The 25,049-nt window shown below is 58.3% G+C and carries 24 protein-coding genes; 10 read left to right on the top strand and 14 right to left on the bottom strand.

Annotated features, from left to right (window positions below; translation table 11 throughout):
- Positions 1–51: 51 nt before the first annotated feature.
- Both ACIPR4_RS15755 and ACIPR4_RS15760 read right to left on the bottom strand, forming a co-directional pair.
- Entirely contained in the window at positions 52–1,389 is a 1,338-nt protein-coding gene (locus ACIPR4_RS15755) for an NAD(P)/FAD-dependent oxidoreductase (protein WP_013569654.1), read from the bottom strand.
- A 105-nt stretch (positions 1,390–1,494) separates the two neighbouring features.
- Complete coding sequence (locus tag ACIPR4_RS15760; RefSeq protein WP_041586869.1) at positions 1,495–2,910, bottom strand: sodium:solute symporter family protein; 1,416 nt, start codon at positions 2,908–2,910, stop codon at positions 1,495–1,497.
- Positions 2,911–3,111: 201 nt separating this feature from the next.
- Between ACIPR4_RS15760 and ACIPR4_RS15765 the strand changes: the two genes are divergently transcribed.
- Positions 3,112–5,295: a xanthine dehydrogenase family protein molybdopterin-binding subunit gene (locus tag ACIPR4_RS15765; protein WP_013569656.1), complete on the top strand. Its 2,184-nt coding sequence runs from the start codon at positions 3,112–3,114 to the stop codon at positions 5,293–5,295.
- Positions 5,296–5,521: 226 nt separating this feature from the next.
- On the opposite strand, the gene ACIPR4_RS15770 is transcribed toward ACIPR4_RS15765, so the two are convergent.
- Positions 5,522–6,496 (bottom strand): YihY/virulence factor BrkB family protein, encoded by a 975-nt coding sequence (locus tag ACIPR4_RS15770; RefSeq protein ID WP_013569657.1) that lies wholly within the window; start codon positions 6,494–6,496, stop codon positions 5,522–5,524.
- 70 nt (positions 6,497–6,566) lie between these two features.
- Here ACIPR4_RS15770 and ACIPR4_RS15775 point away from each other — a divergent pair, with 70 nt between their 5' ends.
- The 3 genes from ACIPR4_RS15775 to ACIPR4_RS15785 all read left to right on the top strand — a co-directional run bounded on the left by ACIPR4_RS15775 (position 6,567) and on the right by ACIPR4_RS15785 (position 10,363).
- Positions 6,567–7,490: an MBL fold metallo-hydrolase gene (locus ACIPR4_RS15775; RefSeq protein ID WP_013569658.1), complete on the top strand. Its 924-nt coding sequence runs from the start codon at positions 6,567–6,569 to the stop codon at positions 7,488–7,490.
- Positions 7,487–8,566: an SDR family oxidoreductase gene (locus ACIPR4_RS15780; protein ID WP_013569659.1), complete on the top strand. Its 1,080-nt coding sequence runs from the start codon at positions 7,487–7,489 to the stop codon at positions 8,564–8,566. The genes ACIPR4_RS15775 and ACIPR4_RS15780 overlap by 4 nt, the downstream gene beginning before the upstream one ends.
- 441 nt (positions 8,567–9,007) lie before the next feature.
- Positions 9,008–10,363 (top strand): malectin domain-containing carbohydrate-binding protein, encoded by a 1,356-nt coding sequence (locus ACIPR4_RS15785; RefSeq protein ID WP_013569660.1) that lies wholly within the window; start codon positions 9,008–9,010, stop codon positions 10,361–10,363.
- Between the two features lie 88 nt (positions 10,364–10,451).
- On the opposite strand, the gene ACIPR4_RS15790 is transcribed toward ACIPR4_RS15785, so the two are convergent.
- From ACIPR4_RS15790 to trxB, 6 genes are all read right to left on the bottom strand, one after another.
- Complete coding sequence (locus tag ACIPR4_RS15790; RefSeq protein ID WP_041586138.1) at positions 10,452–12,287, bottom strand: M2 family metallopeptidase; 1,836 nt, start codon at positions 12,285–12,287, stop codon at positions 10,452–10,454.
- Between the two features lie 262 nt (positions 12,288–12,549).
- A complete protein-coding gene (locus tag ACIPR4_RS15795; RefSeq protein ID WP_013569662.1) occupies positions 12,550–12,864 on the bottom strand; it encodes a DUF167 domain-containing protein in 315 nt (104 codons plus the stop codon).
- The gene (locus ACIPR4_RS15800; protein ID WP_013569663.1) at positions 12,848–13,555 is read right to left on the bottom strand and encodes a YggS family pyridoxal phosphate-dependent enzyme; all 708 of its coding nucleotides are present in this window, start codon (positions 13,553–13,555) and stop codon (positions 12,848–12,850) included. Before ACIPR4_RS15800 ends, ACIPR4_RS15795 begins: the two co-directional genes overlap by 17 nt.
- A gap of 437 nt (positions 13,556–13,992) precedes the next feature.
- On the bottom strand, positions 13,993–14,535 hold the full coding sequence (locus ACIPR4_RS15805) for a hypothetical protein (protein WP_013569664.1): 543 nt from the start codon (positions 14,533–14,535) through the stop codon (positions 13,993–13,995).
- Positions 14,535–15,011 (bottom strand): DUF4188 domain-containing protein, encoded by a 477-nt coding sequence (locus ACIPR4_RS15810; protein WP_013569665.1) that lies wholly within the window; start codon positions 15,009–15,011, stop codon positions 14,535–14,537. Before ACIPR4_RS15810 ends, ACIPR4_RS15805 begins: the two co-directional genes overlap by 1 nt.
- A 21-nt stretch (positions 15,012–15,032) precedes the next feature.
- The gene (trxB, locus tag ACIPR4_RS15815; RefSeq protein WP_013569666.1) at positions 15,033–15,989 is read right to left on the bottom strand and encodes a thioredoxin-disulfide reductase; all 957 of its coding nucleotides are present in this window, start codon (positions 15,987–15,989) and stop codon (positions 15,033–15,035) included.
- Between the two features lie 101 nt (positions 15,990–16,090).
- On the opposite strand from trxB, the gene ACIPR4_RS15820 reads away from it, so the two are divergent.
- Positions 16,091–16,558: a DUF1440 domain-containing protein gene (locus ACIPR4_RS15820; RefSeq protein WP_013569667.1), complete on the top strand. Its 468-nt coding sequence runs from the start codon at positions 16,091–16,093 to the stop codon at positions 16,556–16,558.
- A 52-nt stretch (positions 16,559–16,610) separates the two neighbouring features.
- Here the strand turns inward: ACIPR4_RS15820 and ACIPR4_RS15825 are convergent, their stop codons facing one another.
- Entirely contained in the window at positions 16,611–17,702 is a 1,092-nt protein-coding gene (locus tag ACIPR4_RS15825; protein WP_013569668.1) for a glycoside hydrolase family 88/105 protein, read from the bottom strand.
- Between the two features lie 100 nt (positions 17,703–17,802).
- Between ACIPR4_RS15825 and ACIPR4_RS15830 the strand changes: the two genes are divergently transcribed.
- The 4 genes from ACIPR4_RS15830 to ACIPR4_RS15845 all read left to right on the top strand — a co-directional run bounded on the left by ACIPR4_RS15830 (position 17,803) and on the right by ACIPR4_RS15845 (position 21,854).
- Positions 17,803–18,096, top strand: coding sequence for a DUF503 domain-containing protein (locus ACIPR4_RS15830; RefSeq protein WP_013569669.1), 294 nt, complete (start codon positions 17,803–17,805; stop codon positions 18,094–18,096).
- Positions 18,097–18,353: 257 nt separating this feature from the next.
- Complete coding sequence (rbfA, locus tag ACIPR4_RS15835; protein WP_013569670.1) at positions 18,354–18,890, top strand: 30S ribosome-binding factor RbfA; 537 nt, start codon at positions 18,354–18,356, stop codon at positions 18,888–18,890.
- Between the two features lie 50 nt (positions 18,891–18,940).
- On the top strand, positions 18,941–20,797 hold the full coding sequence (locus tag ACIPR4_RS15840) for an ArnT family glycosyltransferase (RefSeq protein WP_013569671.1): 1,857 nt from the start codon (positions 18,941–18,943) through the stop codon (positions 20,795–20,797).
- Positions 20,798–20,855: 58 nt separating this feature from the next.
- The gene (locus ACIPR4_RS15845) at positions 20,856–21,854 is read left to right on the top strand and encodes a GNAT family N-acetyltransferase (protein ID WP_245536362.1); all 999 of its coding nucleotides are present in this window, start codon (positions 20,856–20,858) and stop codon (positions 21,852–21,854) included.
- Positions 21,855–21,865: 11 nt separating this feature from the next.
- On the opposite strand, the gene ACIPR4_RS15850 is transcribed toward ACIPR4_RS15845, so the two are convergent.
- The 3 genes from ACIPR4_RS15850 to ACIPR4_RS15855 form a co-directional block, all read right to left on the bottom strand.
- On the bottom strand, positions 21,866–22,408 hold the full coding sequence (locus tag ACIPR4_RS15850; protein ID WP_013569673.1) for a hypothetical protein: 543 nt from the start codon (positions 22,406–22,408) through the stop codon (positions 21,866–21,868).
- Positions 22,409–22,589: 181 nt separating this feature from the next.
- A complete protein-coding gene (locus tag ACIPR4_RS22810) occupies positions 22,590–22,760 on the bottom strand; it encodes a hypothetical protein (RefSeq protein ID WP_013569674.1) in 171 nt (56 codons plus the stop codon).
- Between the two features lie 2 nt (positions 22,761–22,762).
- Positions 22,763–23,173, bottom strand: coding sequence for a DUF6677 family protein (locus ACIPR4_RS15855; RefSeq protein ID WP_013569675.1), 411 nt, complete (start codon positions 23,171–23,173; stop codon positions 22,763–22,765).
- A gap of 75 nt (positions 23,174–23,248) precedes the next feature.
- Between ACIPR4_RS15855 and ACIPR4_RS15860 the strand changes: the two genes are divergently transcribed.
- The gene (locus ACIPR4_RS15860; protein WP_013569676.1) at positions 23,249–23,854 is read left to right on the top strand and encodes a hypothetical protein; all 606 of its coding nucleotides are present in this window, start codon (positions 23,249–23,251) and stop codon (positions 23,852–23,854) included.
- Here the strand turns inward: ACIPR4_RS15860 and ACIPR4_RS15865 are convergent.
- Positions 23,851–25,044 (bottom strand): M24 family metallopeptidase, encoded by a 1,194-nt coding sequence (locus ACIPR4_RS15865; protein ID WP_013569677.1) that lies wholly within the window; start codon positions 25,042–25,044, stop codon positions 23,851–23,853. The genes ACIPR4_RS15860 and ACIPR4_RS15865 overlap by 4 nt on opposite strands.
- Positions 25,045–25,049: the final 5 nt, after the last annotated feature.

Consider the following 25,049-nt stretch of genomic DNA (forward strand, 5'->3'; position numbering starts at 1 on the left):
AGACACGTCAACACACAAAAAAATTCCCTTCAGAACTACTTCGTATGCCAACTAAGGCTTCGTGGAGACTTCATCAGGAGTCGCCGTTGCCGCAGCTTCGTGCGTCTGCCACCCTGGCAGCTGCTGCGATCCAGTAATCAAACGCGCACCCTCTTCAAAGAAGAGATACGTATAAGCCCAGGAACGAAAGACCGAAAGCCGGTTGCGGAATCCAATCAGGAAGAAGATATGCACGATCAACCAGGCAATCCACGCAGGAAAGCCGCTCAGGTCGGCCTTGAAAGGCCACGCGACGCGCGCCACCGCGGCCTTTCTTCCGATCGTTGCCATATCTCCCTTGTCGAAGTAATGGAACGTCTTCTTTATGGGTTCTCCGCGCAGAAGATGCTTGATACTTTCTGCGGTGTAAGTGCCCATCTGCATTGCAGGCTGTGCTACTCCCGGGACCTGTTTGCCATCGATCTCCACATGGGCAAGATCGCCGCAGATAAAGATCTCTTCATGTCCTGCGGGATGGAGATAGCCATCCACCACAACGCATCCGCGCCGATCTGTCTCCACGCCCAATAGCTTTCCAAGGGGAGAAGCCTGCACACCTGCAGCCCACAACGTCACGACAGAGTCGATCTTCTCGTCGCCGACCATTACGTATCCCGGCTTTACATCCGTTACGTGAGCGTTCGTACGCACATTCACGCCCAGGCCCGCGAGTTGCTCGAGCGCCTTCTTCTGCAGGTCCTCGGGGTACATGCTCAACACATGCGGTGATCCCTCAAGAATCGTCACCTGCGCCGTCGATGGATTGATGTGCTTGAAGTCGCTCTTCATGTAAAGCTTCGCAATGTCCGAGATAGAACCTGCCAGCTCCACGCCCGTCGGTCCGCCGCCAATGATTACGAAGTTCAGAGCCGGATGCTGGCCTGTCTCCTGCATCTCGTTTTCAGCAAGTTCAAACGCCAGCAGAACACGACGGCGAATCTCCAGCGCATCTTCGATTGTCTTGAGTCCAGGCGCCAGCGCGGCCCAATCGTCGCGCCCGAAGTACGAGTGAGTCGATCCCGTAGCTATCACAAGATAGTCATACCTCAGTACGGTCCCGGATTTGAGCGTGACGCGGCGCGTGTCTTTGTCCACCGCAATGACTTCGTCCATCAGCACTTCTGTATTGGGCGAACGAAGAATCGCCCGGATCGGTTGCGCAATGTCAGCGGGAGAAAGCACCGCCAACGCCACCTGGTAGAGCAGCGGCTGAAAGGTGTGATGGTTCTTCCGATCCACCAGCGTCAGATTGACCGGCGCATCAGCCAATCCCTTGGCAACGTTCAATCCGGCGAATCCAGCACCCAGGATCAAGACACGTTTCTGCTCCGCCGTCGCTAAGTCCTGCATACCCTTCACCTCGCATCATCTCTCAGCTTCACTGTTCAGATGCCCGGGATGGTCATTTCGTCTCACACAAGATTCATTTCACGGGGAGACAGAGCGATCCGGCGGTTATTCCGTTGCAACCAACCCGGCATGCCGCTTGGTAAACAAACTCACAATAACCAGCGCCAACAGGGATACCAGCAGCGCAGGAAGAATCGCGTCCCTCTCCGCCACAACACGCGGAAACCAACCACTCACACGCTCCCAACTCACCGTGATCACCGTTCCCGCAGCGATACTGGCCACCGCCCCCGCGGCCGTTGCCCGCTTCCAGAAGAAAGCCGCCAGAATCACAGGCGTAAGCGCAGCCGAGTAAATCGTGTAGGCATACAGGGTCTTCTTCAGCACACTCTCCGTCCCCAGAGATTGAAACAGCGCCCACAGACCGAGCAGCGCCACCATCCCGCGAGACACCAGAAGAATCTCCTTGTTCTTGGCACCCGGCCTGACGTAACGGATAAAAACATCATTCACTAGGTTGGTCGAAGGGGAAAACAGATAGTTGTTGGCCGTCGAGATGATCTTTGCAAAGATCGCACCCATCATCACCGCCCCAAGAATCCCCGGCAATCCGTGCAGCGCCGAGTACGCCAGGATCTCGCGCGGACGCGCATGCACCTCGCCCGTGGGAAACAGAGCAGATCCCACAACAGCAATCGCCACAATAATCGTCTCCAGAATCACCGTGCCGATGATCCATCCAACCACCGCCTGTCGTGCGTCCTTCTCACTCTTTGCGGAGAAAAACTTTTGATACATCGACTGGTTTCCGAGCATCAACAGGCACGTCGGCAGAAACAGCTCCAGAGCCTGCCATCCACTCAAATCGCCGAGGACCTGAAAGTGCGTCGCCGGAAGCGCGGCGTGAACTGCGCCCCAACCTCCCGCGCTATGCGCCAGCAGGGGCAGCGCCACCAACATCGTGACGGTAGTCAGCATTCCAATGGCAACGTCCATGTACGCAACAGAACTCATACCCGCAATCGCCGTGAATACGATGACGAATCCTGCCAGGATGTAGCGCCCCATAATCGGCGTGACCACATCCGGAAAAATCAGGTGCAAAATATCTCCGCCACCAATCAACTGGTAACTCGTAATCGCCGTGTAAGTGAACAACACGGCAATCACCCCCAGCACGCGCGCCGTCTGGTTGTAGCGCGCCTCCAGTAAGTCGGGAATGGTGAACTGCGCAAACTTTCGGGCACGTGGCGCGATGAAATAGATCAGCAGCAATCCAGCCCAGCCTCCACCACCCTGCCACAGTGCTGCGAACCCATGCCGGTAAGCGTTCTCCGCTCCACCCAGCAGACTGCCCGAACCAATCCAGCTCGAGAGCAGCGTAAACACCAGCACAAACGCGGGCAGACTTCGCCCAGCCACCAGGTAATCCGCCTTCGTCTTCACCTTACCCAGCCGCGACAAACTCACTGCCAGCAGCGAAAGTACGATCAACCCAACCACAACGCCGTAAAGATTCATAAGTGCCAGCAGTGTACTCGCAAGAACCTCATAACCTGTAGCGAACGCCCTGTGCCCCATTCTTTCGCGTACTTTGCGAAAGGGTGGGGTCGCGCGGAGCGCACAAACGGATTTGTCAGGGATCTGCTTTTCAAACCATCCGAATCCAAGAAACACCCCACTATTTCCATCACATCCCCAACAACCCGCATCCAACCGAAAATGCCAGACAATCCCAAGCTCACCGGAGCACCCGTTCGCCTGGAAGGCCGGGCTAAGGTCACCGGCGCGGCGCGCTACACGGGAGACTTCGCCGACGAAACCCTGTCCGCCTATCTCCATCCCGGCGAGACGCCGAAGAAGGTCCTCTACGCGGCAGCGGTGCAGAGCACGATTCCCGCTGGCCGCATCCTCGCCCTCCACACCGAAGCAGCAGAGCAGATCGTGGGCGTGCACGCGATCCTCACACACAAAAACGCACCACGTCTCAAAAAAGCGCGCAGCCTCATGCAGTCCGAACTAGCCAAATATCTTCCGCTGCAGAACGACACAATCCACTATCACGGCCAGCCCATCGCGCTCGTCATAGCAGAGAACTCCGAAGCCGCAAATCACGCCATCACCCTCATCTATGCGACGTATGCCGAGTCTCCGGCGCACGTCGACTTCGAGGCGAATCTGCACAAAGCCCAGCCCGAAAAAAAAGTAGGCTCGGGCGAAGCTGGTCACAAAGAACGAGGCCATCCCCAACACGAGTTCAACAAATCTGAAGTACAGATCGACCACATCTACACCACCGACCCCACGCACCATAACGCGATGGAACCCGGCGCAACGCTCGCCCACTGGCACGCGCCTTCTAAAACAGAATCCATCGAACTCACCTGCATCTGCTCCACTCAGTTTGTCTACGGAGACGCCATCTTTCTGGGCGAAGCCTTCGACCTTGGCATGCGCGACGGCATGCTCCGTCTCGGTCTACAGATCGGGCTCGGCGCGGAGATGTCATCGAAGGTACGCGTGGCCGCTCCGCTCATCGGCGGCGGCTTCGGTTCCAAGGGTAACAACTCGCATCTCGCGCTCGCGGCCATGGCGGCCAAATATACGGGGCATCCCGTCAAACTCGTTCTCACACGCCCGCAGACCTTCAGCATGATGCCGTATCGCGGCGGGGCCTGCCAGCGCATCCGGCTCGGCGCGGACAGCACCGGTCGTATCTCCACGCTCATGCAGGAAGGCATTCTGCAGAACGCTGAGACCGGCACCTTCATTGAACCCATCGGCGAGATGACCTCGCATCTCTACAACGTTCCCAACACCCTCATCGACCATCAGAGCGTCCGCCTCAACGTGAACGCCACGGGATGGATGCGCGCCCCTGGCATCACGCCCGCGCAGTTTGCGCTCGAAAGCGCACTCGACGAACTCGCCGACAAACTCGCCATCGATCCCATCGAGTTGCGGCTCATCAACTACGCCGAAAAAGATCCGGACACAGGTAAGGAATGGTCTTCCAAGAAACTCCGCGAGTGCTACATCGCGGGCGCATCGGCCATCGGTTGGCACAAGCGCAACGTGGAGACACGCGAAGGCGAAGAGGCCATCGGCTACGGTATGGCGACTGCGGTTTATCCGACCAATCACTTCCCTTCCACGGCGCGACTCACTCTCAATGCAGATGGCACCGTTCTGGTGCAGGCCTCGGCTCAGGAGATCGGCCAGGGCACCATCACCACCCTCGGCGTCATCGCTGCCGAGGCCCTTGGTTTGCCACTTACGCAGGTCCGCGTCGAAGTGGGCGATACCACTCTACCCATGGCCTTCATGGCGGGCGGCTCATCGACATCGCTCTCCGTCGGCACAGCCATCCTCGACGCCGCAAAGAAACTCCGTAAGAAGATGACCCAAACGCAAGAGCGTCCACTCTCCGTCAAAGGCATCGCCGGTCGCACCTTCGGTCGCTCCAAATATGGTCGCGCAGCCTTCGGTGCACAGTTCGTCCGCGTCGCAGTGAATCACCATACGGGTAAGATCCGTGTCACCCATATGGCAGGGGCCTTTGCTGCAGGTCGCATCCTGAACCCACGCACAGCTCGCTCTCAATTTTTAGGCGGCATGGTCATGGGTCTCGGTCACGCCCTGATGGAACAGACTTCGCTCGATCTGACTCACGGCGCATGGGTCAATGCCAATCTCGGAGAAGCCCACGTTCCCACCAACGCGGACATCCCCGAGATCACAATTCAGATGATCGAAGAAGACGACTCGCGAGGCTCAGATCTTGGAGCAAAAGGCATTGGTGAGATCGGCATCACCGGAGTCGCCGCGGCCATCGCCAACGCCGTCTACAACGCCACAGGCAAACGCATCCGCTCACTCCCAATCACCCTCGACAAAGTTCTATAGCCTCCGACGTCGTGCCCCCTTCTTTCTCGGCTTTATCGAGAAAGGGTGGGTCGCGCGGAGCGCACAAACCTGATGTATTAGGAAGCCCACAACCGGGTGCCCCATGTCCCGCCTTTGGGACATGGGTTATGCGCAAAGCGCATCCTTCGCCAAGAGCGAAAAAAGCAGATCCCTTCGCTTCGCACGGGATGACAAAAAAGTTACGGTGGAAAGATGCCTGACACTTTTACTGCGGCAGCGCCACCACAGTTCCCTCAGCGATCTGCTTATCCAAAATAAGCTTCTCCGCCACAGCCGCCTCGATCTCCGAGTTCACCTCGGCCCCCAGCAGCAACATCAACCCCGCAACATAAAACCACGTCAACAGAATGATCACCGCCCCCAGCGACCCATACGTCACCGAGTAGCTATCGAACCAGTGCAGATACAGACGCAGCCCCAACGACCCCAGCACCCACCCCAGAAGCCCAATCGCACTCCCCGGACTGAACCAGTGCCACTTCCGTTTTTGCACGTCCGGCGAAAAGAAGTAGAGCAGTGCGAAGATCAGCACCATCAGCAGCGTCGCCACAATCCACGCTACCGTCCGTGTGGCAATGGAGACCGCAATCGCTCCGGAAAACTTGTAGCGGACCAGTTCCGCGCCGATCGATCCGCCCAGAAGCGCACCTAAAGCGGCCGTCAACACCAGGGAAACCGCGATCGTCAGGACCATCGCCTCGCCACGTGCCCGCCAGTAGCTCCGCGTCTCCTTCACCTTGTAGACCGCGTTCAGCGTGTCCTGGATGGCGCTCACGCCCACACTCGCAGACCACAACGCCGTCAAAAGCCCCAGCGTCACCTTCCGGGTGGAACTCGCCTGCGTCGTCTGGTGGAAGGTGTCCATCACAATACCAAACGCGGCCGGAGGGACCAGCGAAGCGATTTTGTCCAGCAACTGGACATAGATATGGGTAGCACTCTTAGCCGCCAACCCCATCACAGACGACATTGCAATCAGTGTAGGAAACAATGCAAAGAAGAAGTAATAGGCCAGTTGCGAAGCCCGTCCAAAGAGATTGTCCTCAATCACTGCGGTCCACGTGCGCTTCGCCACCACTTTGACGGGAACGCCGCACAGGTCCCACATCCCCTCAAGTGGGCTGTGCGACACATATTCCCAGACGCTCCGTTCCGCTGGCGGACAGGACTGTTCAAACACGACGCACCTCAGGCCATGAGATGCAAGCGCAGGAATCCACGGCTACCGCCATTTCATCCAATCTTCAACCATGCCCCGTCAACATCCTCCCATCGTCAACAAACTCCTCCAGCTCTGGAACGTCGTCCGCGAATCTCATCGCCAGCCCATCGCGGGAACCCAACAAAAGCCGCGCCTCGTCTCCGCAGAAGAAGTCGGCGCCACCTTCATCGGCCATTCCTCCTTCCTCCTGCAGATCGGAGGAAAGAACGTCCTCATCGATCCGGTCTTCTCCCGATACCTGATTCTCCTGCGCCGTCAGCGTCACCCAGGCCTCCGCATCCAGGACCTTCCGCCCATCGACGCAGTGCTTCTCACCCACGCGCACATGGACCATCTCAACCTGCCGTCCCTGCGCAAGATCATCCGCCGGACCAAGCGCCTGACCGGCCACCCGCCCGAGGCCATCGTCCCTCGCAACGTCTCCGACCTCGTCGCCAAACTCGGCTTCCGCAAGATCACCGAACTCGAATGGTGGCAGGATACGGTTGTCGAAGAGAGTGAAGTCACCGTCACCATGACCCCCTGCAAACACTGGGGAGCCCGGATGTTCTCCGACACTCACCGCCACTTCGGCGGATACGTCCTCGCCACGGCCACCCAGTCGATCTACCACTCCGGCGACACTGCCTACTTCTCCGGCTTCCGCGAGATCGGCCGTCGCCTCCACCCTCAGACGGCCCTGCTCCCCATCGGCGCTTACTCCCCGGACAGTTACCGTGCCGTCCACACCAGCCCGGAAGAAGCCCTGCAGGCCTTCCAGGACCTCGGGTCCGCCGCCACCTTCATCCCCATGCACTTCGGCACGTTCCCTCTTGGTCAAGAACCGATGGAAGAACCGCCCCTGCGTCTCCTGGCCGCCGCAAGGAAAGCAGGCATCGAGGACCAGATTGTCGTGCTTCAGGAGGGAGATACGGCGCGCCTTATTGCCTCACCAGTCATCCAACCTGTATGACTTCGCAATCGAACTCCGCGCGTACAGCACTCGTCGTCGGCGCAACCGGCATCACGGGACTCTCCCTGACCTCTCATCTCGCGCGCAATCAGTGGCAAGTCCTTGGCCTCGCCCGCAAGCCGCAGGCGTCTGCTGGAGTGACACCCATCGCCGCGGACCTTCAAAATCCTGACTCCGTCCGCGCGGCTCTCAAGGACCAGAAGATCACTGACATCTTTCTCAATGTCTGGTCGCGTCAGGCCAACGAAGCGGAGAACGTCCGCGTCAACGGAGACATGCTGCGCAACCTCTTCTGGGCGCTTCCGGCCAACATCGAATTGCAGCACATCGCTCTCGTCACAGGAACCAAACAGTATCTTGGCCCCTTCGAAAGCTACGGCCAGACCTCTGCCGAAACTCCCTTCCGGGAAGACACGCCCCGCCTGCCCGGTTTGAACTTCTACTACACGCAGGAAGACATCGTCGTTGAAGAAGCAGCGAAGCGCAACGCGACATGGAACGTCCATCGTCCGCACACCGTCATCGGATACGCCCGTGGCAATGCGATGAACATGGGCACAACGCTCGCCGTCTACGCTACGCTCTGCCGCAAGACGGGCGAGCCCTTCATCTTCCCCGGTTCGCATCTGCAATGGAACGCCATCACCGACGTCACCGACGCACGCATCCTCGCGCAGCATCTGGAGTGGGCCGCACTCACACCGGCGGCCCACAACGAAGCCTTCAACATCGTGAACGGAGACACCTTCCGCTGGCGCTGGCTCTGGCCCCAGATCGCCGCCTACTTTGGCATCGAACCGCAGGGGCCTCCGGAAGCTATTGCACCGCTCGATGACCGCATGGAGAAGGCTGCGGGTCTATGGAAGGCCATCGCCGCAAAACACAACCTCGCCGAAGACAACATTGACAAGCTCGTCTCCTGGTGGCACACCGATGGCGATCTCGGACGCCAGCTCGAATGCGTCAACGACATGACGAAGAGCCGACTGCTCGGCTTCACCGCTCTGCAGCCAACTCCACAATCTTTCTTCGACCTTTTTGATGAGCTGAAAAAAGACCGTACTATCCCCGCATAGAGACCAAGGGTGAGCGCACTCCCGCGCTCACCCTTCCGCACAAAGATTCTCTCTTCATATTTCAGAACACTAAATTTCCGCAAACGGGAATCTGCGATCTCTCCTGTCAAAAAATAATCTTCTCTTCATATACTTCTCCTGCGAACAGGCTGTCTTCGAACGAACATATTCGTAGACCGCGCGAGGCTGTGTACAGTAACTTCCCTTCCCAGATGCTGTATGTTGCAAATTCCCATATCAGTACTGAAGCAGTAAGCGCAGCGCGGTCACTGGAATAAGAGACCTGCTTCGGTGTTCTTCCCACTAAGCAACAGACCTCGGGTGATTTTTCGTTGGGATGTGTGGCAGAAAGGAATGTTTCTGGAGCCAACATTCTCTTGTGCGCGAATGTTGCCGCGCAAACCATTCTCTTCAACTGGAAAGATTTGAAAGGAAAGTGAAATGAAAAACGCATTACTCGCCTTATTGCTGATGCTTTCGTTAGGAGCAGGCACCATGCTGGCTCAAGATTCTGGAGCATGTCCGACACCGCAACCGACCTCGAAAGGCAATGGCCTAGTCGCTGGTGTGCCGGTAGACGGTGGTGGACTGAGGTATTACTTTCCCGATGCTCTGCTCGGAGGATTTGATTGTTTTGAACAGTTGAAGTCCTGGTTCCCTTCCACGATTGCGTCCACAGGTTCAATCAACCCGAAACATATCGTGGTAGACATGGCCTACGCCGATGAAGGCACAGCAACCTTCTTCAACGTGGTCGTTCCCGTCGCTGGCGCTTACACTCTGGATTTCCGCTACGCCTTTGAGGAGGGTCTCTATCCTGGCGTGAAGGACAGGCCAGAAGGAATCACCGTGAATGGAGTTCTCATCACAAATGATATGCATTTCCCGGAGACCGGAAGCTTTGAGGTCTATCAGGACCAGACCATCGTGGTTCCTCTTGTAGCCGGAAAAAATACAGTCCAGATGACGAACATCGCCGCCCAAAGCGTCTCACGAGTCGACTCCATGACGGTCACACCGTACAACGGTGCTGTCCCCTGCGAGGGCCTGCCGACTGCCATCAGCGGTCTGAGTGCCCAGGCAGCCTCTACCACCCAGATCAACCTTAACTGGAATGCAAGTACCGCCCCCATGAACTGCGGCAGCGTTACATATAACGTCTATCGCAGCACAACACCTGCATTCACGCCCTCCGGTTCAAGCCTGATCGCCAGCCAACTCATCACGCCGCAATACAGCGATACCAATCCGGTTTGCGACACGACCTACTACTATGCCGTTGCGGCCGCCGATCCCAATGGCACCTCGTCGACTTCGAACCAGGTCACCGTTGCAACAAATGAGTGCCCTGCAGTCGGAAACGTGCAGATCAATGCTGGCGGCCCGGAAGTGGATCCCTTCGTTGCAGATATTGACTTTGCAGGTGGAGGCAAACAAAATCACACCAATACCATTGACCTGACCGCAGTCCCCAACCCTGCACCCATGGCGGTCTATCAGAGCGCACACACAGGAAACTTCACTTACACGATTCCCGGCTTCAACCACGGATCGACTCACACGATCCGGCTGCACTTTGCCGAGACTTACTTCAAAGTAGCGGGTGCCCGCACCTTCAACGTAACGATCAACGGCAATACTGCGTTGACTAACTTCGATATCTTTGCGGCGTCCGGTGGAATCAATAAGGCCATCGTGGAAGAGTTCACCCTTCCTGCCAGCGACTCCGGCAGCTACGTCATCAGCTTCGCTTCCGTCGTCAACTCCTCGCTCCTGAGCGGAATTGAAATTCACTAAACCTTAAACAATCTCGCCCGCGGGTAAGTTACCCGCGGGCGAGATACATTCGATGGTTATTAAGTGGCTCGGAAGATCTAAGACCAACTTATTTCTCCACCGTCCAACCGACCTTTGTCCCGTTCTTTGCGTTCTGCTCTTTGAGCCATTTCGTCAACGGAGCAAAGTACTCAAGCATGGGACCGGCATCGAGATGATCGCTGCCTGTCATCTCCTTGAGCGTCTTCTGCCAGGGCTGGCTCTGCCCCTTCTCAAGCATTGCATTCAGCCTGTCGCCCGCCGCCTTGCTTCCATAGAACGAGCACCGGTTGAGAGGCCCCTTGTATCCGCTCGCCTCGCACATCGCCTTGTAAAACTGGAACTGATAGATACGCGCCAGGAAGTAACGCGCATATGGCACATTTCCCGGAATGTGATACTTCGCACCAGGATCGAAGTCTGCCTCCGTACGTGCGATCGGAGGAGCAACGCCCTGGTACTTCTCGCGCAGCTCCCACCATGCCTTGTTGTAATCCCCAGGCTTCGTCTCTCCGCTAAAGACCTGCCATCTCCACTTATCCATCAAAAGGCCAAACGGCAAAAACGCGATCTTATCCAGCGCGGTTCTCAGCTGCAAAGGAATGTCCGCCTCAGGCGGAGGAACAGTCTCGATGAGCTTCAGCGTCTTCAGATACTCCGGCGTGATCGACAACGCCACGGCATCCCCAATCGCTTCGTGGAACCCATCGTTCGCTCCGTTGCGAAAGAGGAATGGCTGCTTCCGGTACGCCCTCTGATACATGTTGTGACCGAGCTCGTGATGCACCGTGACAAAGTCCACATCGTCCACGTGGATACACATCTTCAGCCGCAGATCGAGATCGTTATCCAGGTCCCACGCACTCGCATGACAGACAACGTCTCTATCTGCCGGACGAGTAAACTGCGACCTCTGCCAGAACGTATCCGGCAGCTCCGCAAATCCGAGTGAGTGAAAGAACCCTTCGCCAAACTTCGCCATCTGCTTCCCCGCTTCAAGCGGTGGCACATTCCCAATCCGCGTCTTTAGAGCAGCCTCAAGGTCATACGTCTTCACGGCATCCGCGGGGGCTACGAGGTCATAGACATTGCCCCACTCCTGCGCCCACATATTGCCCAGCAGATGCGCGGGAATCATGCCGTCCTTCCGTTCCGCCGCAGCACCGTACTTCTTGATCAATCCCGCACGCACATACGCATGCAGTTCCTGATAGAACGGCTGAAGTTGACCCCACACACGATCCAACTCCGCCGAAAACTCTTCGGGCTTCATGTCATACCCGGCACGCCACAGATCGCCTGTGTCTTTGAAGCCGAACTCCTTCGCACCCTGATTCGACAGCTCCACCAAGCGCTCATACTTCGGCCGCATGGGCACGCTGACCTTGTGCCAACCCACCCAAAGATCTTCCAGCTCCTTCGCATCGTGGCTCTTCGCCATCACAACATCGATCTGGTCGATCCCAAGGCACTTCGTCTTGTCTCCACCAACGCAGTACTTGCCCTTGCCATACATCCCATCCAGAGAAGCACTCACTTGCGTCAACTCCGCCAGCAGCTTCTCATCCGTGGGAGAGCCGTTCAGCTTCAGCAACATAAACTTCCGCTGCATGTCGGTAGACAAGCCCTTCAGCCCATCGAAGCGACGAGCCTCAATCACTGCACGATTCGCGCGCGCCGCAAAGCGCTCATTCGCCTTGGCCGCAATGGCTTCGGTGTCGTCGTTGATGAAGGTCTCCTGTACCCAGGCCGCACGTTGTGCCTCATTCGCCGCCGTCAGCAGATCGGCCTCAGTGGCCGCCATCCACTTTTCGGCTTCGGCGGGTGAAGGAGGAGCACCCTGCGAGAAGAGCGCAGGGACAAACGACATCGCTAAAACAAGGGCAAGAAAACGAGAGCTTCGCATGCCGAAAAGTCTATCGCACAAATTAAACGTATGTGTCATGTAGCGCTATCGATACGAGCCTCGCCCCGTGCCCCATTCTTTCGCAGCTTTATCGCGAAAGAGTGGGATCGCGCAGAGCGCACAAACCAGACTTGTTAGGAACGCGAAAAAAGCAGATCCCTTCGCTACGCTACGGGATGACAAAGTAGAACAAAAAACGGGTGCCCCATACATCGCGCTCTTTGCGATGTGTGGGTTATGCGCAAAGCGCATCCAGAACACCTCACCCTAACTCCACACCCAAAACTCCATCCACCACCTGCGAAGAAGTAACCCCCAACACCTTAACCACCTTCGACCGCGAGCTCACCCCACTCAGGATCTCCACGCTCATTCGCGGTACGTCCAGTAGAGTAGCAACAAACCGCACCAGCGCCTCGTTCGCCTTGCCATCCACCGCAGGCGCAACCAGCGCGATCTTCACCGCCTCGCCATAGATCCCAACCACCCCAGAACGCTTCGCCCCTGGCTGCACACGCACCGCAAAGGTCACCCCACCCGTGACCTCGCGCACCACCAGGCTAACCGCGAGACCCAAAGATCCCCGTCCCAATCCGCACGCACGTCGATCCCTCTTCGATCGCCACGGCAAAATCGTGCGACATGCCCATGCTCAACTCCGGCAGCGCGAGATCGCCATGGAACTCCGAACGCATCGCATCGCGAATCTCGCGCAGCTTTTTGAAGTAAGGCCGCGCGCCTTCAACATCCTCGGTAAACGCAGGCACCGTCATGAAGCCGCGCACTTCGATGCCATCAAACTCCAGGATCTCGCGCAACACTCCGGAGAGCGCATACTCAGGCAGACCGTGCTTTGTCTCTTCCTCGGAGAGCTTCACTTCGATCAACACCGGAAGCACCAGCCCCGACTGCGCCGAAACCGAGTTCAGCTTCGCCGCCACCTTCACTGAATCCACAGCGTCGATGCCAGAGAACGCCCACGCCGCCTTGTTCGCCTTGTTGCTCTGCAGGTTGCCGATCAGGTGCATCTCCACCTTGGCGACCTCTTCTCCTATGAGCGAGTGCAGTTGGTCGCGCTTGTGCTCCCACTCCTGCACCTTGTTCTCGCCAAAGAGCGTCTGCCCGGCGCGGTAGGCCTCCGCGAGCATCTGCGGCGGATGCGTCTTCGACACCGCCATCAACTTCACTTCGCTGGCATCCCGTCCGGCTTTTTCACACGCTGCGGCTATCTCCGCGCGAATTTCACTTAAGTTCTCTGCAATCGACATAGTTACAGCTTAATGCCCACACGCCTGCATTGAAAAAGTATGCGGACAGTCTCTCTCCTTATTGATTGGTTCCAACGCTTCAGGAAGCCCTCTATTCTGTCATCCCGTAGCGAAGCGAAGGATCCGCTTTTTTCTCTGTAAACACCTGATCGCTCTTGGAGCGAACGATGCGCTTCGCGCATAACCCACACATCGCAAAAAGCGCGATGTATGGGGCACCCCGGCTTCAAGTGTGGATCTTTTCTCTTGTTTTAATTGTAGCGATTCGGAGTAGGTAAATCGGCAGTTTGACATGGACTGTATTACTCATGCTTTCAATCATTTGCGAGGAATATTTGTTTGGAGGGGCTTGACAGGTTTTCAAGAAGTCGGCAAAAAAGAAGCAAATCCCTTCGCTCCGCTACGGGATGACAAAGGGTTTCTACGGACGGCAAGGCCTACCGTCGAACGGGAATTCCCAACCTGTCACGCCACCGCTCAGCAAACTCCTTCGCCGCAACCCGCCGCACCTTCTCACGCAAAACATCCACCTCCACACCAGCACCAGGATCAGTCTCCACCACCAGCGTCCGCGCATCCTTCCACCCCGCAGCCACACCAGCCATCCGGTGAAGATCCACCTCCCGCACCCCGGCCTTCGCCAACACCCAAACCCGAACCGCAGGCGGATGCTCTCCCTCGTCTCCCATAATGGAGAACGCACGCGACCCCGGCGACCACTGGATCTCCCCCTGCTGCCAGGCGCTCAGATCCAGATCCGCCACCCACTCTGCACCGTGCAAAACGACAATCCGAGCCGACTCTCCCGAGCTGTAATCAAATCCAACAGAGTATTGTCCGTCCGGCGACCTCACCTCGGCCGACTCGCAATGATGCTCGCATTGCAGATCGAAGATCCGCGCCGCCTTCGCCCATCGCGGAGCATGCTCCTGTCCCCAGGCCACCCCGCTCAACAGTAAAAGAAAAACAACAAACCGCACTAATCCCGCCCCAGCCGTGCCTTCGCGCTCTGCATCCGTCCAACCGCAGGCACCATCTCGCCAGCCTTCGCCAAGCCATAGCGCGGCATATTGGCATACACCGCCTCGTACTCGCCCGCCTTCACCATGTACGTTTCGTGAAAGATGCCCACCGCTCCGTTCCCTCCGACCAGGCGATTGAACTCCGCCCATGCCGGAAGATGTGCCTTATCCTTCGCATGCGCGTAGGCATGAAGATGCTCAAAGCTCCGCCAGTACTGGGTCATCGCGATCGTTCGGCCACTGAGGGCGCTACTCGCGTGCAGCAGCCCAAGCTCCGGATGCTGGAAGAGTTCGGTCAACATGCGCGGCATCGCCCTTGTGACCGGCAACCACTTTGAAAACGCAAAAAGCCGGTTCACGCGCATCCCGATCAGGAAGACGACAAAGTCGCCTTCGATCTGCGCCGCGAACCGGCCGTTATGAATCTCCGCCATCGAAAGTCCCTCAGCGAGAAGTTATCGTCCGTGCTCTTCCAGGTACTTTTCCACCTCAAGCGCCGCCATGCAGCCCGTACCCGCAGCCGTAATCGCCTGCCGATACTTCCGGTCCTGCACATCGCCCGCTGCAAAGACGCCAGGAATCACCTCGCCGTTATGCGTGCAGAAGACTTGCTCCTTGCTCAGGATGTAGCCGTCCTCGTCCAGGTCCATCTGTCCGGCAAACATCTTCGCGTTCGGAATGTGTCCGATGCCCAGGAAGAACCCAGCCAGAGGGATCTCGCTCGTCTGTCCGCTCTTTACATTGCGAATCACGATGCCGCGGACTTCCTTCTCCTCAACGCCCAGCACTTCCTCGACAACGGTGTTGGTCATCATCACGATCTTTTCGTGCGCCATCGCGCGCTCCAGCATGATCTTGCTGGCGCGGAAGCTCTCCGAGCGATGGATCACGTAAACCTTTGTGGCGAAACGCGTTAGGAAGAGCGCCTCTTCCATCGCGGAGTCGCCGCCGCCGATGACGCAGATGTCCTTTCCGCTGAAGAAGAAGCCGTCGCAGGTCGCGCAGCTCGAAACACCATGGCCGATAAGGGTCTGCTCACTTGGCAGACCCAACCAGCGCGCCGAAGCTCCGCTCGCTACAATCAGCGTCCGCGTCTTGATCGTCTTGTTGCCCAGGTTCAGTTCGATCGGACGCTTCGTCAGATCGACCGAGACGAGATGCCCCATCTCCATCTCCGCTCCGAATTTCTGTGCCTGCTTGCGCATGTTTTCCACAAGCTCCGGTCCCTGGACGCCCTCGGGCCATCCGGGAAAGTTTTCCACCAGTGTCGTGATGGAGAGCTGGCCGCCCGGCTCATGCCCTTCCAGCACAAGGGGCTTCAGATTGGCGCGTCCGGTGTAGATCGCCGCCGTCAGCCCGCTGCATCCTGAGCCCAGAATTACCGTGTCGCGTGTCATTGTTTCGGTTGCCATCGTTGTCGTCCTTTGAAGAGTCCCCTCATTCTAAATGCGCCACCGAGCCAAACGATTCATTCCAAGCCACCCATCGACCTCCGGGAGCGTCCATCTTCCGTATGACTACGGAGACACGTATCCCCCATTTCTGGAAAGGCCTCTGCTGCGGACTCATCGGTGGCCTCGCCGGAACCGCCGCCAAGTCCGCAGCAGAGGCCATCTTCCCGCCCCGCGTCCACGGGGAACCCGAGCCGCCGGAAGTACTTGCAGAGAAGGCGGCTGGACATCACCTGGCGCTTTCCACGCGAAATGCGGCGGGCGAGACCATCCACTGGGGCTTCGGTGCGCTCGCAGGCGCTGTCTACGGCGTCGCGGCGGAGTACTATCCCGCCTCCACCGAACGTGGCGGAGCCGCCTTCGGCATGGCGCTCTGCGCAGCCACTCATGAGGGAGCGCTCCCGGCCCTGGGCCTCGCGGCTTCGCCTGCAGAACAAAGCTCTCGCGAAAAAAGTTCAGAGGTCGCCACTCACGTCGTCTACGGCGTCGTCACCGAAACCGTCCGCAGCCTTCTGCGCCGAGTCCTCTAGCTAAGAACCCATGTCCCAGAAGCGGGACATGGGGCACGCCTATTTCCGAGTCCTACCGCAGCAACGCAGAAGCAGCCCAAAGCACCGGTGCCTGCCCATGGAAGTCCCCGGTCCGGCGCTTGCGCTCGTAGTAGTAGCTCAGACTGTCCAGCTTGCCCGTCCCCTCGCAGACCTGAGTTACGTCGGCGTTCTGGTCGACAAACCCGGCCAGCGAGAGCCAGGCGCGACGAGCCGCCGCGGCGTTTCCCTGCGCCGGAAGCCAACCGTTCTTCACGCCCGAGATCAGCGCGAATGCGAACATCCCCGTGGACGAACTCTCCGGCCAGGAATCTTCGCGGTCGATCAGCTGCCGCCACGATCCGTCCTTGTTCTGGTACTTCAGCAGGGACGACATCATCAGTTGGTAGCTCTTCATGATGCGTGCTCTCTGCGGATGATCGTTGGGGAGCGAACGCAGCATCTCGGTCATGCCCGCAGCCACCCAGCCGTCTCCACGTCCCCAGAAGTACTTCACATCCGGAGCGTGATAGAAGAGCCCGTTCGGCTGTTGCAGCTTATCCAGGTACGAGACCATCTCCACCGCCGCGCGATCCAGATATTTCCGGTCCTTCGTCGCCCGATAGGCCTCAAGTTGCAGAATTGTCAGCATGTACATGTCGTCGATCCAGTAACGCGTCTCCGCGCTCAGGCCGTCGGGCTGCGGATTCTCCCACTGCCGGTCCGCCCAGCTCTTTCCCAGCGCCAGCCACTTTGCATCACCAGTCTGGATGGCAAACTCCAGCGGAGCCACGCCAAAGATGGAATCGTCCACATGATGTCGCACCGGAATCCGTGCCGCCTCGGTTCCACCTACCTGCAGCGGTTCGAACTTCTTGATCAGCCGGTCCCGCAGGTCTGTGTCCTTGGTCAACTGGGCAAACGTCATTGCGCCATACCAGGTGCAGATCTCCGAGTAGTGGATGGTCGCGGTGTACTGGTGTTCCTGGGGAACAAAGTGCTCCGAGACACGCTTGCCCACCTCCTGCGGACTCATATCCTTCGGCCAGTTCGTAAACTCCGGGATCTCAGCCGCACGTACCTGTCCCACCATAGCCACACCCAGCACCATCGCCGCCACCACGCGCACTGCCGCTAACGTCCGCATTCGATCTCCTTCAAAGCGTTACTCTGTTTTCGCAACCCATCTTCCGGGGAAAGCACGGTACTGTCAATACAGACTTCCATTTCTCCCTCGAAACCCTCCTATGCCAACTGCCCGACTCACCCTCGAACTCAACATCGAAGGCGCCCACTCTCTGAAGGACCGCCGCCAGGTCGTGCGCTCGCTGAAAGATAAGCTTCGTCACGCCTTCAACATCTCCATCGCAGAGATGGACGAGGCCGTCGTCTATAACCGGGCCGTCCTCGGTGTCGCCGCTATCTCCCACTCCACCGAATACCTCCTCGGCCTCCTCGAAGAAGTCGAACGCGCCGCCACCCGCATCGGCGTCGGCCTGGGAGCCGAGATCCTGGACGCTACCGTAGAGCTTCTCGACTAACCAAGTCCGGGTGCCCCATGTCCCGCCTTTGGGACATGGGTATGCGCAAAGCACATCCTTCGCTCGAAGAGCGACCCCGACGAAAGCCGAAACAACAGATCTCTCCGCTTTTGCTATGCGCCGAAGGCGCATCCGATCGCGCTCCGCGCGATAACAACAGATCTCTCCGGCGTTACGGGATGACAAAGAGGAGGACTGAAGCGCACCAACCCTGTCCAACCCACAGAATCCCCAATTGCGTTACCCTTAAATGAGACATGCCCGAACACAGAGCCAGAGAACACCACCGTAACCGTCTCGCCGAAACCCTTCGCGAAGAGATCGCCATCATCATCGAAGGCGAACTCAACGACCCTCGGATCGGATCGACGACCGTCACCGAGGTGGCACTTGCGCCAGGAGGCAAGTCCGGACACGTCTACGTCGCCGTCGTCGGCACAGAAGAAGAGGAAGACGCTACCCTGGAGGGCCTCGTCGCCGCCCGGGGCTACATTCGCTCCCAGCTGCTGGAGCGCATGGGTGTGCGGCATCTTCCCGACCTCGCCTTTCATATCGACCGCTCCGAGCGACTGAGCGCGCGCATGGACCAGATCCTTACGCGCGTCGCCAAGCGGACCGGAAAGAGCAAGGCTCGCCAGTCCAAAGAAGACGCTGCCAAGGCCGCAGCGGCAAAAGTTGCCGAACAGGAAGCCATTCTGGCGACCGTAAAAGTCCTCGCGAAGGCTGACGCCTACTCCGAGAAGAACCTCATTCGCAAACCCGGAAAGAAGTCAGCGGACAAGTCGGAACGCTAGTCAACCGTCGCCGTCTGTTAGCTTTATGTGGATCTCTTGCTTTGCCCACGATGCCTGAAGACCTCCAGAACGAGCCCGCAGGAAAGCGTCCCTTGCGGGAACGTCTGAGCCGCTGGCTGGACACGCCCGCCGCAACCAGCATGTGGGAGATGCTGATCCTCCTGGCCGCAACGGCCTTCCTTCTCTTCTTTGGCCTGATGCCCCTCCGTCTGGGGCACATGGAGTTCAGCCGAGCGGAGATGGGTCTCGTCGGCGCGGACGAACCGCGCTATGCCCAGATCGCCCGCGAGATGTTGGAGGTCCACTCGAAAGAGTGCCACGATCTCCACGCGCGGATGTGGCCGCATAGCTTCCACGCAAAGGACCTCAATGCCAGCTTTCACTGCTCCATCGCTGGCGGCATTACCCCCATCCTCTACGGCCATCCCTGGCTCGAAAAACCCGCCCTCTACTACTGGCGCACCATGAGCTTCTTTAAGGAGCTGGGCGTGCACGACTGGGTGGCCCGCCTGCCCTCGGCGACCGGCGCGTTCGCCATGATCATCCTGATCTACCTTCATATGCGGAGGTTCCGTCCAGGCGGGCATCTGGATGCGGCGCTGATCACCGCCAGCTCCACGGCCATCATCGCCTTCGCCCGTGGAGCCTCGACAGACATGCAGCTTGCTGCGCCCTTCGCGATCGGCATGTTGGGTTGGTACGCCTGGTACGAAACGGGAAAGAAGTTCTGGCTCTTCGATCTTTATTTCTTCGGCGCTCTGGCCACGCTCGCGAAAGGCCCCGTTGCCGTCTTCCTCGGCATGTCCATCATCGTCATCTTCGCCGGCCTGCGGCGCGAGTGGAGCGTTCTCCGCCGGATGATCTGGATACCAGGACTGGTGCTCTTTCTCGTGATGGTGCTGCCCTGGTACATTGCAGTGCAGATCCGCAATCCAACGTTCTACAAACTCTTTCTGCTCGAACAAAACCTGCAGCGGTTTGCTTCCAACCGCTACCAGCACCATCAGCCAGTCTTCTTTTACCTGATCGTGCTTTTGCTGGCGCTCATGCCCTGGACGGTCGTTGCTCTCCGCGCCCTCGTCGACTCCATCGAAATAGCTATCGCCGAGTGGAAGACACGCAAGAACCCAGCCCGCTATCTCGGCCACTCCCGCGCCGGAGACGCCTTCCCGGAGTTTCTGGTGATCTGGGCGCTCTTCCCCATTCTTTTCTTCTCGTTTTCCGGATCCAAGCTGCCGGGATACATTCTGCCTTCGATCCCTCCGATCACGATTCTGACCGGCGACTATCTCAACCGCGTCCGTCGCACTGGCCTCAGCAACTGGCTGCTGATCTCCCACGGCGTCACGGCGGGCATCTTTGCCTTTGTCCTTCTGCTCTGCCCGCAGTACATGGTCTACCAGCGCATGGTACCGCCCGCTTCGACCATCCTGATTGCGGCCCTGATCGCGACCGCCTTCGCCGTGATGATCATCTTCCTGGTCAAACGATGGGGCCTGAAGCGCCTGCGCATCCTCACGCTGGCGCCCGTGCTCTTTCTGATGATCTTTCTTTTGCGAGAAAACGGTTGGCTGCTGGACGCCAACTACTCCGCCCGGCCTCTTGCCGACAAGATTGCCCTGATCGCCCCCGGAGTGCCCATCCTCGTCACCCATCATGTGCGCCGCGACATGGACTATGGATTGGCGTTCTACCGCAATGTTCCCCTCCGCCACTATCTCCACGAAGATTCGGCGACAGAAAAGGTCTCCGTGATCGACGGCGTGCCGCAGCAGGAACATATCCTCGTAATCCGCGCCGATGAGACCGCTGCCCTGCCGAAGCTACTTCCCGACCGCTTGTATGAGCCGCTCTTTCTCTATGACTGGCAGGGGCTGGCTGTGTATCGCGTGTATGCAGCACGTTAGATAGCGCTTCCACGGCAGTTTGCCGCGGTCAAGCTGCGCTAGTCTCATGAAGGCGGCTTTGAACTCACTCCGGTCCAACCTCGAAATCCGAGATCTCCGCAACTTCAGCGGCTCCCAGATGCGTCTCCTTCTGGAAGAGGAGTCCCGTGAGTGGACACGACGTCTGCAATGGGACTACGCACCCTCCATCAAGATGCTCATGCAGTACCTGGACGCACGGATTCTTCCCGGTCTGGTAGCCGTTGACGCGCCAACCGGCACAATCCTGGGCTACTGCTTTGCGGTCTACGAAGGACAGAAAGCAGTTGTAGGCGACGTCTTCTGCTGGCCTGCCGGGTCTTCCGAATACAGCCACGCCGAGATCCAGAACGCACTTCTTCGTCCCCAGTTGGAAACGCTGCAGAACACTCCCGGCATTCTGCGCGTGGAAGCGCAGCTTCTTCTGCATGACTCTGGAAGCCTCGGAGAGGTCTTTCGCGAAGCAGGCTTCACCGCATACCGCAGACTGTTCATGCAGCGAAGTCTGCAGGAAAATCCGTTGCCACCGACAGGCTCCGAGTCACCCATGCAACTACCGCCGGGAATTCGATTGGTTCGCTGGACGACCTCGCACTTTCAGCAGGCGGGAGAACTGGTCTATCGCGCCTACGCGGGACATGGTGACTCGGTCATCAATGATCAGTACGAGTCGATCCATGGAGCACTGCGGTTTCTGCACAACATCGTGCGCTTTCCAGGATGCGGTGTCTTCGATGCGGAGGCGTCGTGGGTTCTCTGGGACGAGCACACACAGCGGATGCAGGGGCTGCTTCTCTGCTCCGTGGTGCAGGAGGGCGTCGCCCATATGACCCAGATCTCCATTGCCTCGCACCTGCGGGGGAGAGGCCTGGGCCGGTTTCTCCTGCGCCATGCTCTGACCGAGCTGACGCTTCGCGGATTTGAGAGCATTACGCTGACCGTAACCAAACGCAACGCCGCCGCAATGCGGCTTTACACGTCATTTGGGTTTGAAGAGCGAACGGACTTCGATGCGATGGTCTGGGTTAAGGACCGCTAAAGACCAGGAGTTTAGTCCGCTCCCTGAAGAAATACCCATTTGCCCTTGCTGAAATAGTGAATAATCGATGCCTTCTCGCAGATGCCAACCTCAACGCCATCGTGGTCAAGTCGAGGGAGGGACTTTAATTCATCCGGTGCATAAGCCAGTGCATGATCAAGAATGTATTTCGATGTTGCAACACCGACCGTGGCTTCACATTTATCTGCGTGGGGTGAAGGATCGAACGCCCCTTGATCGATAACTTCCCCGCTCCATGCACCCTCCGTATTCGAATAAACGAGGATGTCTTGAATCTTGCGGGCAGCAATATAGCAAACGACAGCGTAGCCAACGGAAGTAGCAGATCGGAAATGACCCTTCGTATAGGCTTGGTCGTTAGTACCAACATCACCGACGTATTTGGGAACGACACACTTTCTAAAAGCAAGATCCCGGCGAACTCCCTCGGGTAAACCCAGAATCGATTCCGGCCCTCTTTCCTTGGCGACTGGGTTATATACCTGTCCTAATGCCGAAATTGCGAACAGAGAGAGAACCAGAAGACCACGCATACGGGCTTTCCTCGCAGATCTCCCCACTGGAAAATCTACCCTTGTCTGTGCAATTTCGCTCGACAGGGGTTTGGAGATCGGCTTTATTTTACCCACAGTCGGGGTACTCTAATTCACTTCCGGTGTCTAAATCGCGATTCAATTACTTCGCTGCAAATGAAGTAATCAAGTGCAAACGCTTCTAGTGCTTGATGAGAAACATCAGCCAGCTTGCCGCCATCGTTCCAGCAACGAAGAGACCGAAGCAGAAGAGACCGAAGCGGATCATCATGCGCGGTTCCGCCCGCTGCGTAATGCCGAAGACGACGGACGCGCAGGCGGCAAAGATAAGGACAGCCGAAAAATGCGACATGGCTAAAGCCCAACCTTTCTGCCATTGGCAAGAGAGTGCGCATCGACTGCCGCGATCACGTTGAGAAGGCCGGCCACCGCGATGAACTTGGTGCCGTATTCGGCGACCGCGAGAAGCACCGGTGCGTTACCCCAGTCCAGCATGCGACCCACGAAATAGAGCACCGGATTACCCGCGTCAGCGACGACGCCCAGGAGGTCCAGCATGTCTCCCGTACCTGTTGCATAGAGCTTGCCACCCATTGCCAGGCCCGCGGCAAAGAGCGTCACGATCGAGATGAAGAGAAGTCCAGCGCGGATGTACTTCCGCAAAAGGAGGTGGCCAAGGCCGGGTACAACCCATCCGGCAATCAGGACCACGATGGGCAGGTTCTTGTTTCGGCTCTGGTTGGGGAGAACAGCCTTGGTCGTCATTCGTTCTTGATGATAGCAGCGAGAGGCGAGGCAAGGGTTTGGGAAGAGGACATCTCGAGTGTTAACGTTGAACGAATGTCGTTTCGCCGTAGCCTCACGTTCTTGTTCGTCAACTGCGCCGTCTTTGCCGGAGGCATGGAGTGGGCCTTCCACCGGGCGCAACCGGTGCTCGGCACCCCGGTCATCTCCTACCTGCTCTCACGCTCGAAGAACCCCTCTGGCTACCCGATCGCCGCTTTTGCGCTGATCTTTTCCGCTCTCTTCCTCGCCGCCTCGGCCAGCGGCCTTCCGGGTAATGCGCCTCGCCGACTGGTGCGCGCTGGCTGTGTCGGCTTGTTCGTGATGGCGGTGCTGGCCTTCTTTGTCGAAAGCCTGGGCTCGCTGCACGATGCGCTCTCCGCCGTCACGCTGATAGGTCTACTGCTCGGCGTCGCCTTTGGCATCGCGTCCTTGCATGCCGCAGCTACCAAAATGGGAAGGATCGTGATCTGGACTGCGCTCGGGGCCCTGCTCCTCCTCGTACTGCTTCTGGTGGATGCCTACATCGATACGGGCTTCTTCAACAACAGCTCCTGGTGGCGAAACTTAGCAGAAGCGGAGTGGGCGCTGATCGCGGTCATCGACGCGGCGCTGGCTGCTATTTTGATCACAGCACAGCGCCGCTCTCAGCGGCGTACTTAGATCCTCACCAGCTCACGCTGAATCTTCCCGGTCACCACGGCCTTCCCGACGGAGGTCATCATATCTATCTCGCTGCGTACCCCGAAACACTCCGGCCCCGGTGGAAGATAGATTCCCGGCTCCACGGAAAAGCACGTCATGGGCAGAATGCGGCGTTCGTCGTGCGTCTCCAGGTTGTCGAGATGCGCCCCTGCGCCGTGTAGCTCCGTTCCGATATTGTGGCCGGTGCGGTGCGTGAAGTGCTGCGCGAAACCGGCTTCTCGAATGACCGCGCGAGCAGCATCGTCGGCCTCCCAGCCCGCAATCGGCAGGTTGTCCGCAAACCTTTTTTCGACGAGGTGGATGGCCGCATCCCGCGCGTCGCGCACCGTGGTGAAGACAAGCTGCTCCAAAGGCGTCGGCTCGCGATCCACAACGCCGGTCCACGTGATGTCGTACCAGACGGCGTCGGGACGGTCTGCCTGCTTGCCCCAGATATCAATCAGAACGAAGGAGCCGCGCCGGATCTCCGCAGCGCTTCCCTGCACCGGTTCATAATGGGAATCCGCCGCGTTCGCACCCACGCTGACATTGGGTCCGTGCTCCCAGACGAGGCCTTCGCGTTGCATCGCGTCAGCCAGCCACGTGACCATCTGGAACTCATCCAGACGCGCTCCCGCACGAACCATATCGCCCATATGTTTCCAACCAGCTTCGAGGATCGCGTCGATCTTGCGCTGGGCCACGTAGTGCGTGGCGACTTGATCTGCAGTGAGTACGGCTTCGAACTCACTAACTAGATCAGCGGACGAGACGATCTCTTTACCCATCTCGCGCAGCAGCTCAATCGTTCCTGCATCGACCATGGAGACGTACATGATGGCATTGCGCGGGGAGTACTGCATCGCAAGCTTGCCTGCGCCGGAGAGCATCGCGGCCAGCGCCGCTTCAAGCTCCTGCCACGTCGAGTAAAGCGTCTTCGAGCCCGGCAAGGTATCCAGGCGACCGGCTTCGATGCGGTGCGACAGCTTCTTCGGCTCACCTTCTGCGGGGAGAAAGTAAAACCATCGTCGCGTGACGTGCATGGAAGGGTCCAGGCCGAGGATGCCATAGGCGAGCGGGTCCCGCCCATGGTGGTCGTAAAAGAGCCAGCCGTCCAGATTTTGTTTGCGCAGCTGGGCCTGAATCGCTTCGAGTTTTTCTGTCGTCATGGATC

Source organism: Terriglobus saanensis SP1PR4, from assembly GCF_000179915.2.
GTDB lineage: Bacteria > Acidobacteriota > Terriglobia > Terriglobales > Acidobacteriaceae > Terriglobus > Terriglobus saanensis.

What these genes read in the sequence shown, in the direction of transcription:
- ACIPR4_RS15775 (WP_013569658.1), top strand. Translation starts at nt 6,567, where the DNA reads ATGCCCCGTCAACATCCTCCCATCGTCAACAAACTCCTCCAGCTCTGG.
- ACIPR4_RS15865 (WP_013569677.1), bottom strand. Translation starts at nt 25,044, where the DNA reads ATGACGACAGAAAAACTCGAAGCGATTCAGGCCCAGCTGCGCAAACAA.
- ACIPR4_RS15780 (WP_013569659.1), top strand. Translation starts at nt 7,487, where the DNA reads ATGACTTCGCAATCGAACTCCGCGCGTACAGCACTCGTCGTCGGCGCA.
- ACIPR4_RS15855 (WP_013569675.1), bottom strand. Translation starts at nt 23,173, where the DNA reads ATGACGACCAAGGCTGTTCTCCCCAACCAGAGCCGAAACAAGAACCTG.
- ACIPR4_RS22810 (WP_013569674.1), bottom strand. Translation starts at nt 22,760, where the DNA reads ATGTCGCATTTTTCGGCTGTCCTTATCTTTGCCGCCTGCGCGTCCGTC.
- ACIPR4_RS15850 (WP_013569673.1), bottom strand. Translation starts at nt 22,408, where the DNA reads ATGCGTGGTCTTCTGGTTCTCTCTCTGTTCGCAATTTCGGCATTAGGA.
- ACIPR4_RS15790 (WP_041586138.1), bottom strand. Translation starts at nt 12,287, where the DNA reads ATGCGAAGCTCTCGTTTTCTTGCCCTTGTTTTAGCGATGTCGTTTGTC.
- ACIPR4_RS15820 (WP_013569667.1), top strand. Translation starts at nt 16,091, where the DNA reads ATGACTACGGAGACACGTATCCCCCATTTCTGGAAAGGCCTCTGCTGC.
- ACIPR4_RS15765 (WP_013569656.1), top strand. Translation starts at nt 3,112, where the DNA reads ATGCCAGACAATCCCAAGCTCACCGGAGCACCCGTTCGCCTGGAAGGC.
- rbfA (WP_013569670.1), top strand. Translation starts at nt 18,354, where the DNA reads ATGCCCGAACACAGAGCCAGAGAACACCACCGTAACCGTCTCGCCGAA.
- ACIPR4_RS15860 (WP_013569676.1), top strand. Translation starts at nt 23,249, where the DNA reads ATGTCGTTTCGCCGTAGCCTCACGTTCTTGTTCGTCAACTGCGCCGTC.
- ACIPR4_RS15800 (WP_013569663.1), bottom strand. Translation starts at nt 13,555, where the DNA reads ATGTCGATTGCAGAGAACTTAAGTGAAATTCGCGCGGAGATAGCCGCA.
- ACIPR4_RS15830 (WP_013569669.1), top strand. Translation starts at nt 17,803, where the DNA reads ATGCCAACTGCCCGACTCACCCTCGAACTCAACATCGAAGGCGCCCAC.
- ACIPR4_RS15760 (WP_041586869.1), bottom strand. Translation starts at nt 2,910, where the DNA reads ATGAATCTTTACGGCGTTGTGGTTGGGTTGATCGTACTTTCGCTGCTG.
- ACIPR4_RS15825 (WP_013569668.1), bottom strand. Translation starts at nt 17,702, where the DNA reads ATGCGGACGTTAGCGGCAGTGCGCGTGGTGGCGGCGATGGTGCTGGGT.
- ACIPR4_RS15810 (WP_013569665.1), bottom strand. Translation starts at nt 15,011, where the DNA reads ATGGCGGAGATTCATAACGGCCGGTTCGCGGCGCAGATCGAAGGCGAC.
- ACIPR4_RS15785 (WP_013569660.1), top strand. Translation starts at nt 9,008, where the DNA reads ATGAAAAACGCATTACTCGCCTTATTGCTGATGCTTTCGTTAGGAGCA.
- ACIPR4_RS15755 (WP_013569654.1), bottom strand. Translation starts at nt 1,389, where the DNA reads ATGCAGGACTTAGCGACGGCGGAGCAGAAACGTGTCTTGATCCTGGGT.
- trxB (WP_013569666.1), bottom strand. Translation starts at nt 15,989, where the DNA reads ATGGCAACCGAAACAATGACACGCGACACGGTAATTCTGGGCTCAGGA.
- ACIPR4_RS15840 (WP_013569671.1), top strand. Translation starts at nt 18,941, where the DNA reads ATGCCTGAAGACCTCCAGAACGAGCCCGCAGGAAAGCGTCCCTTGCGG.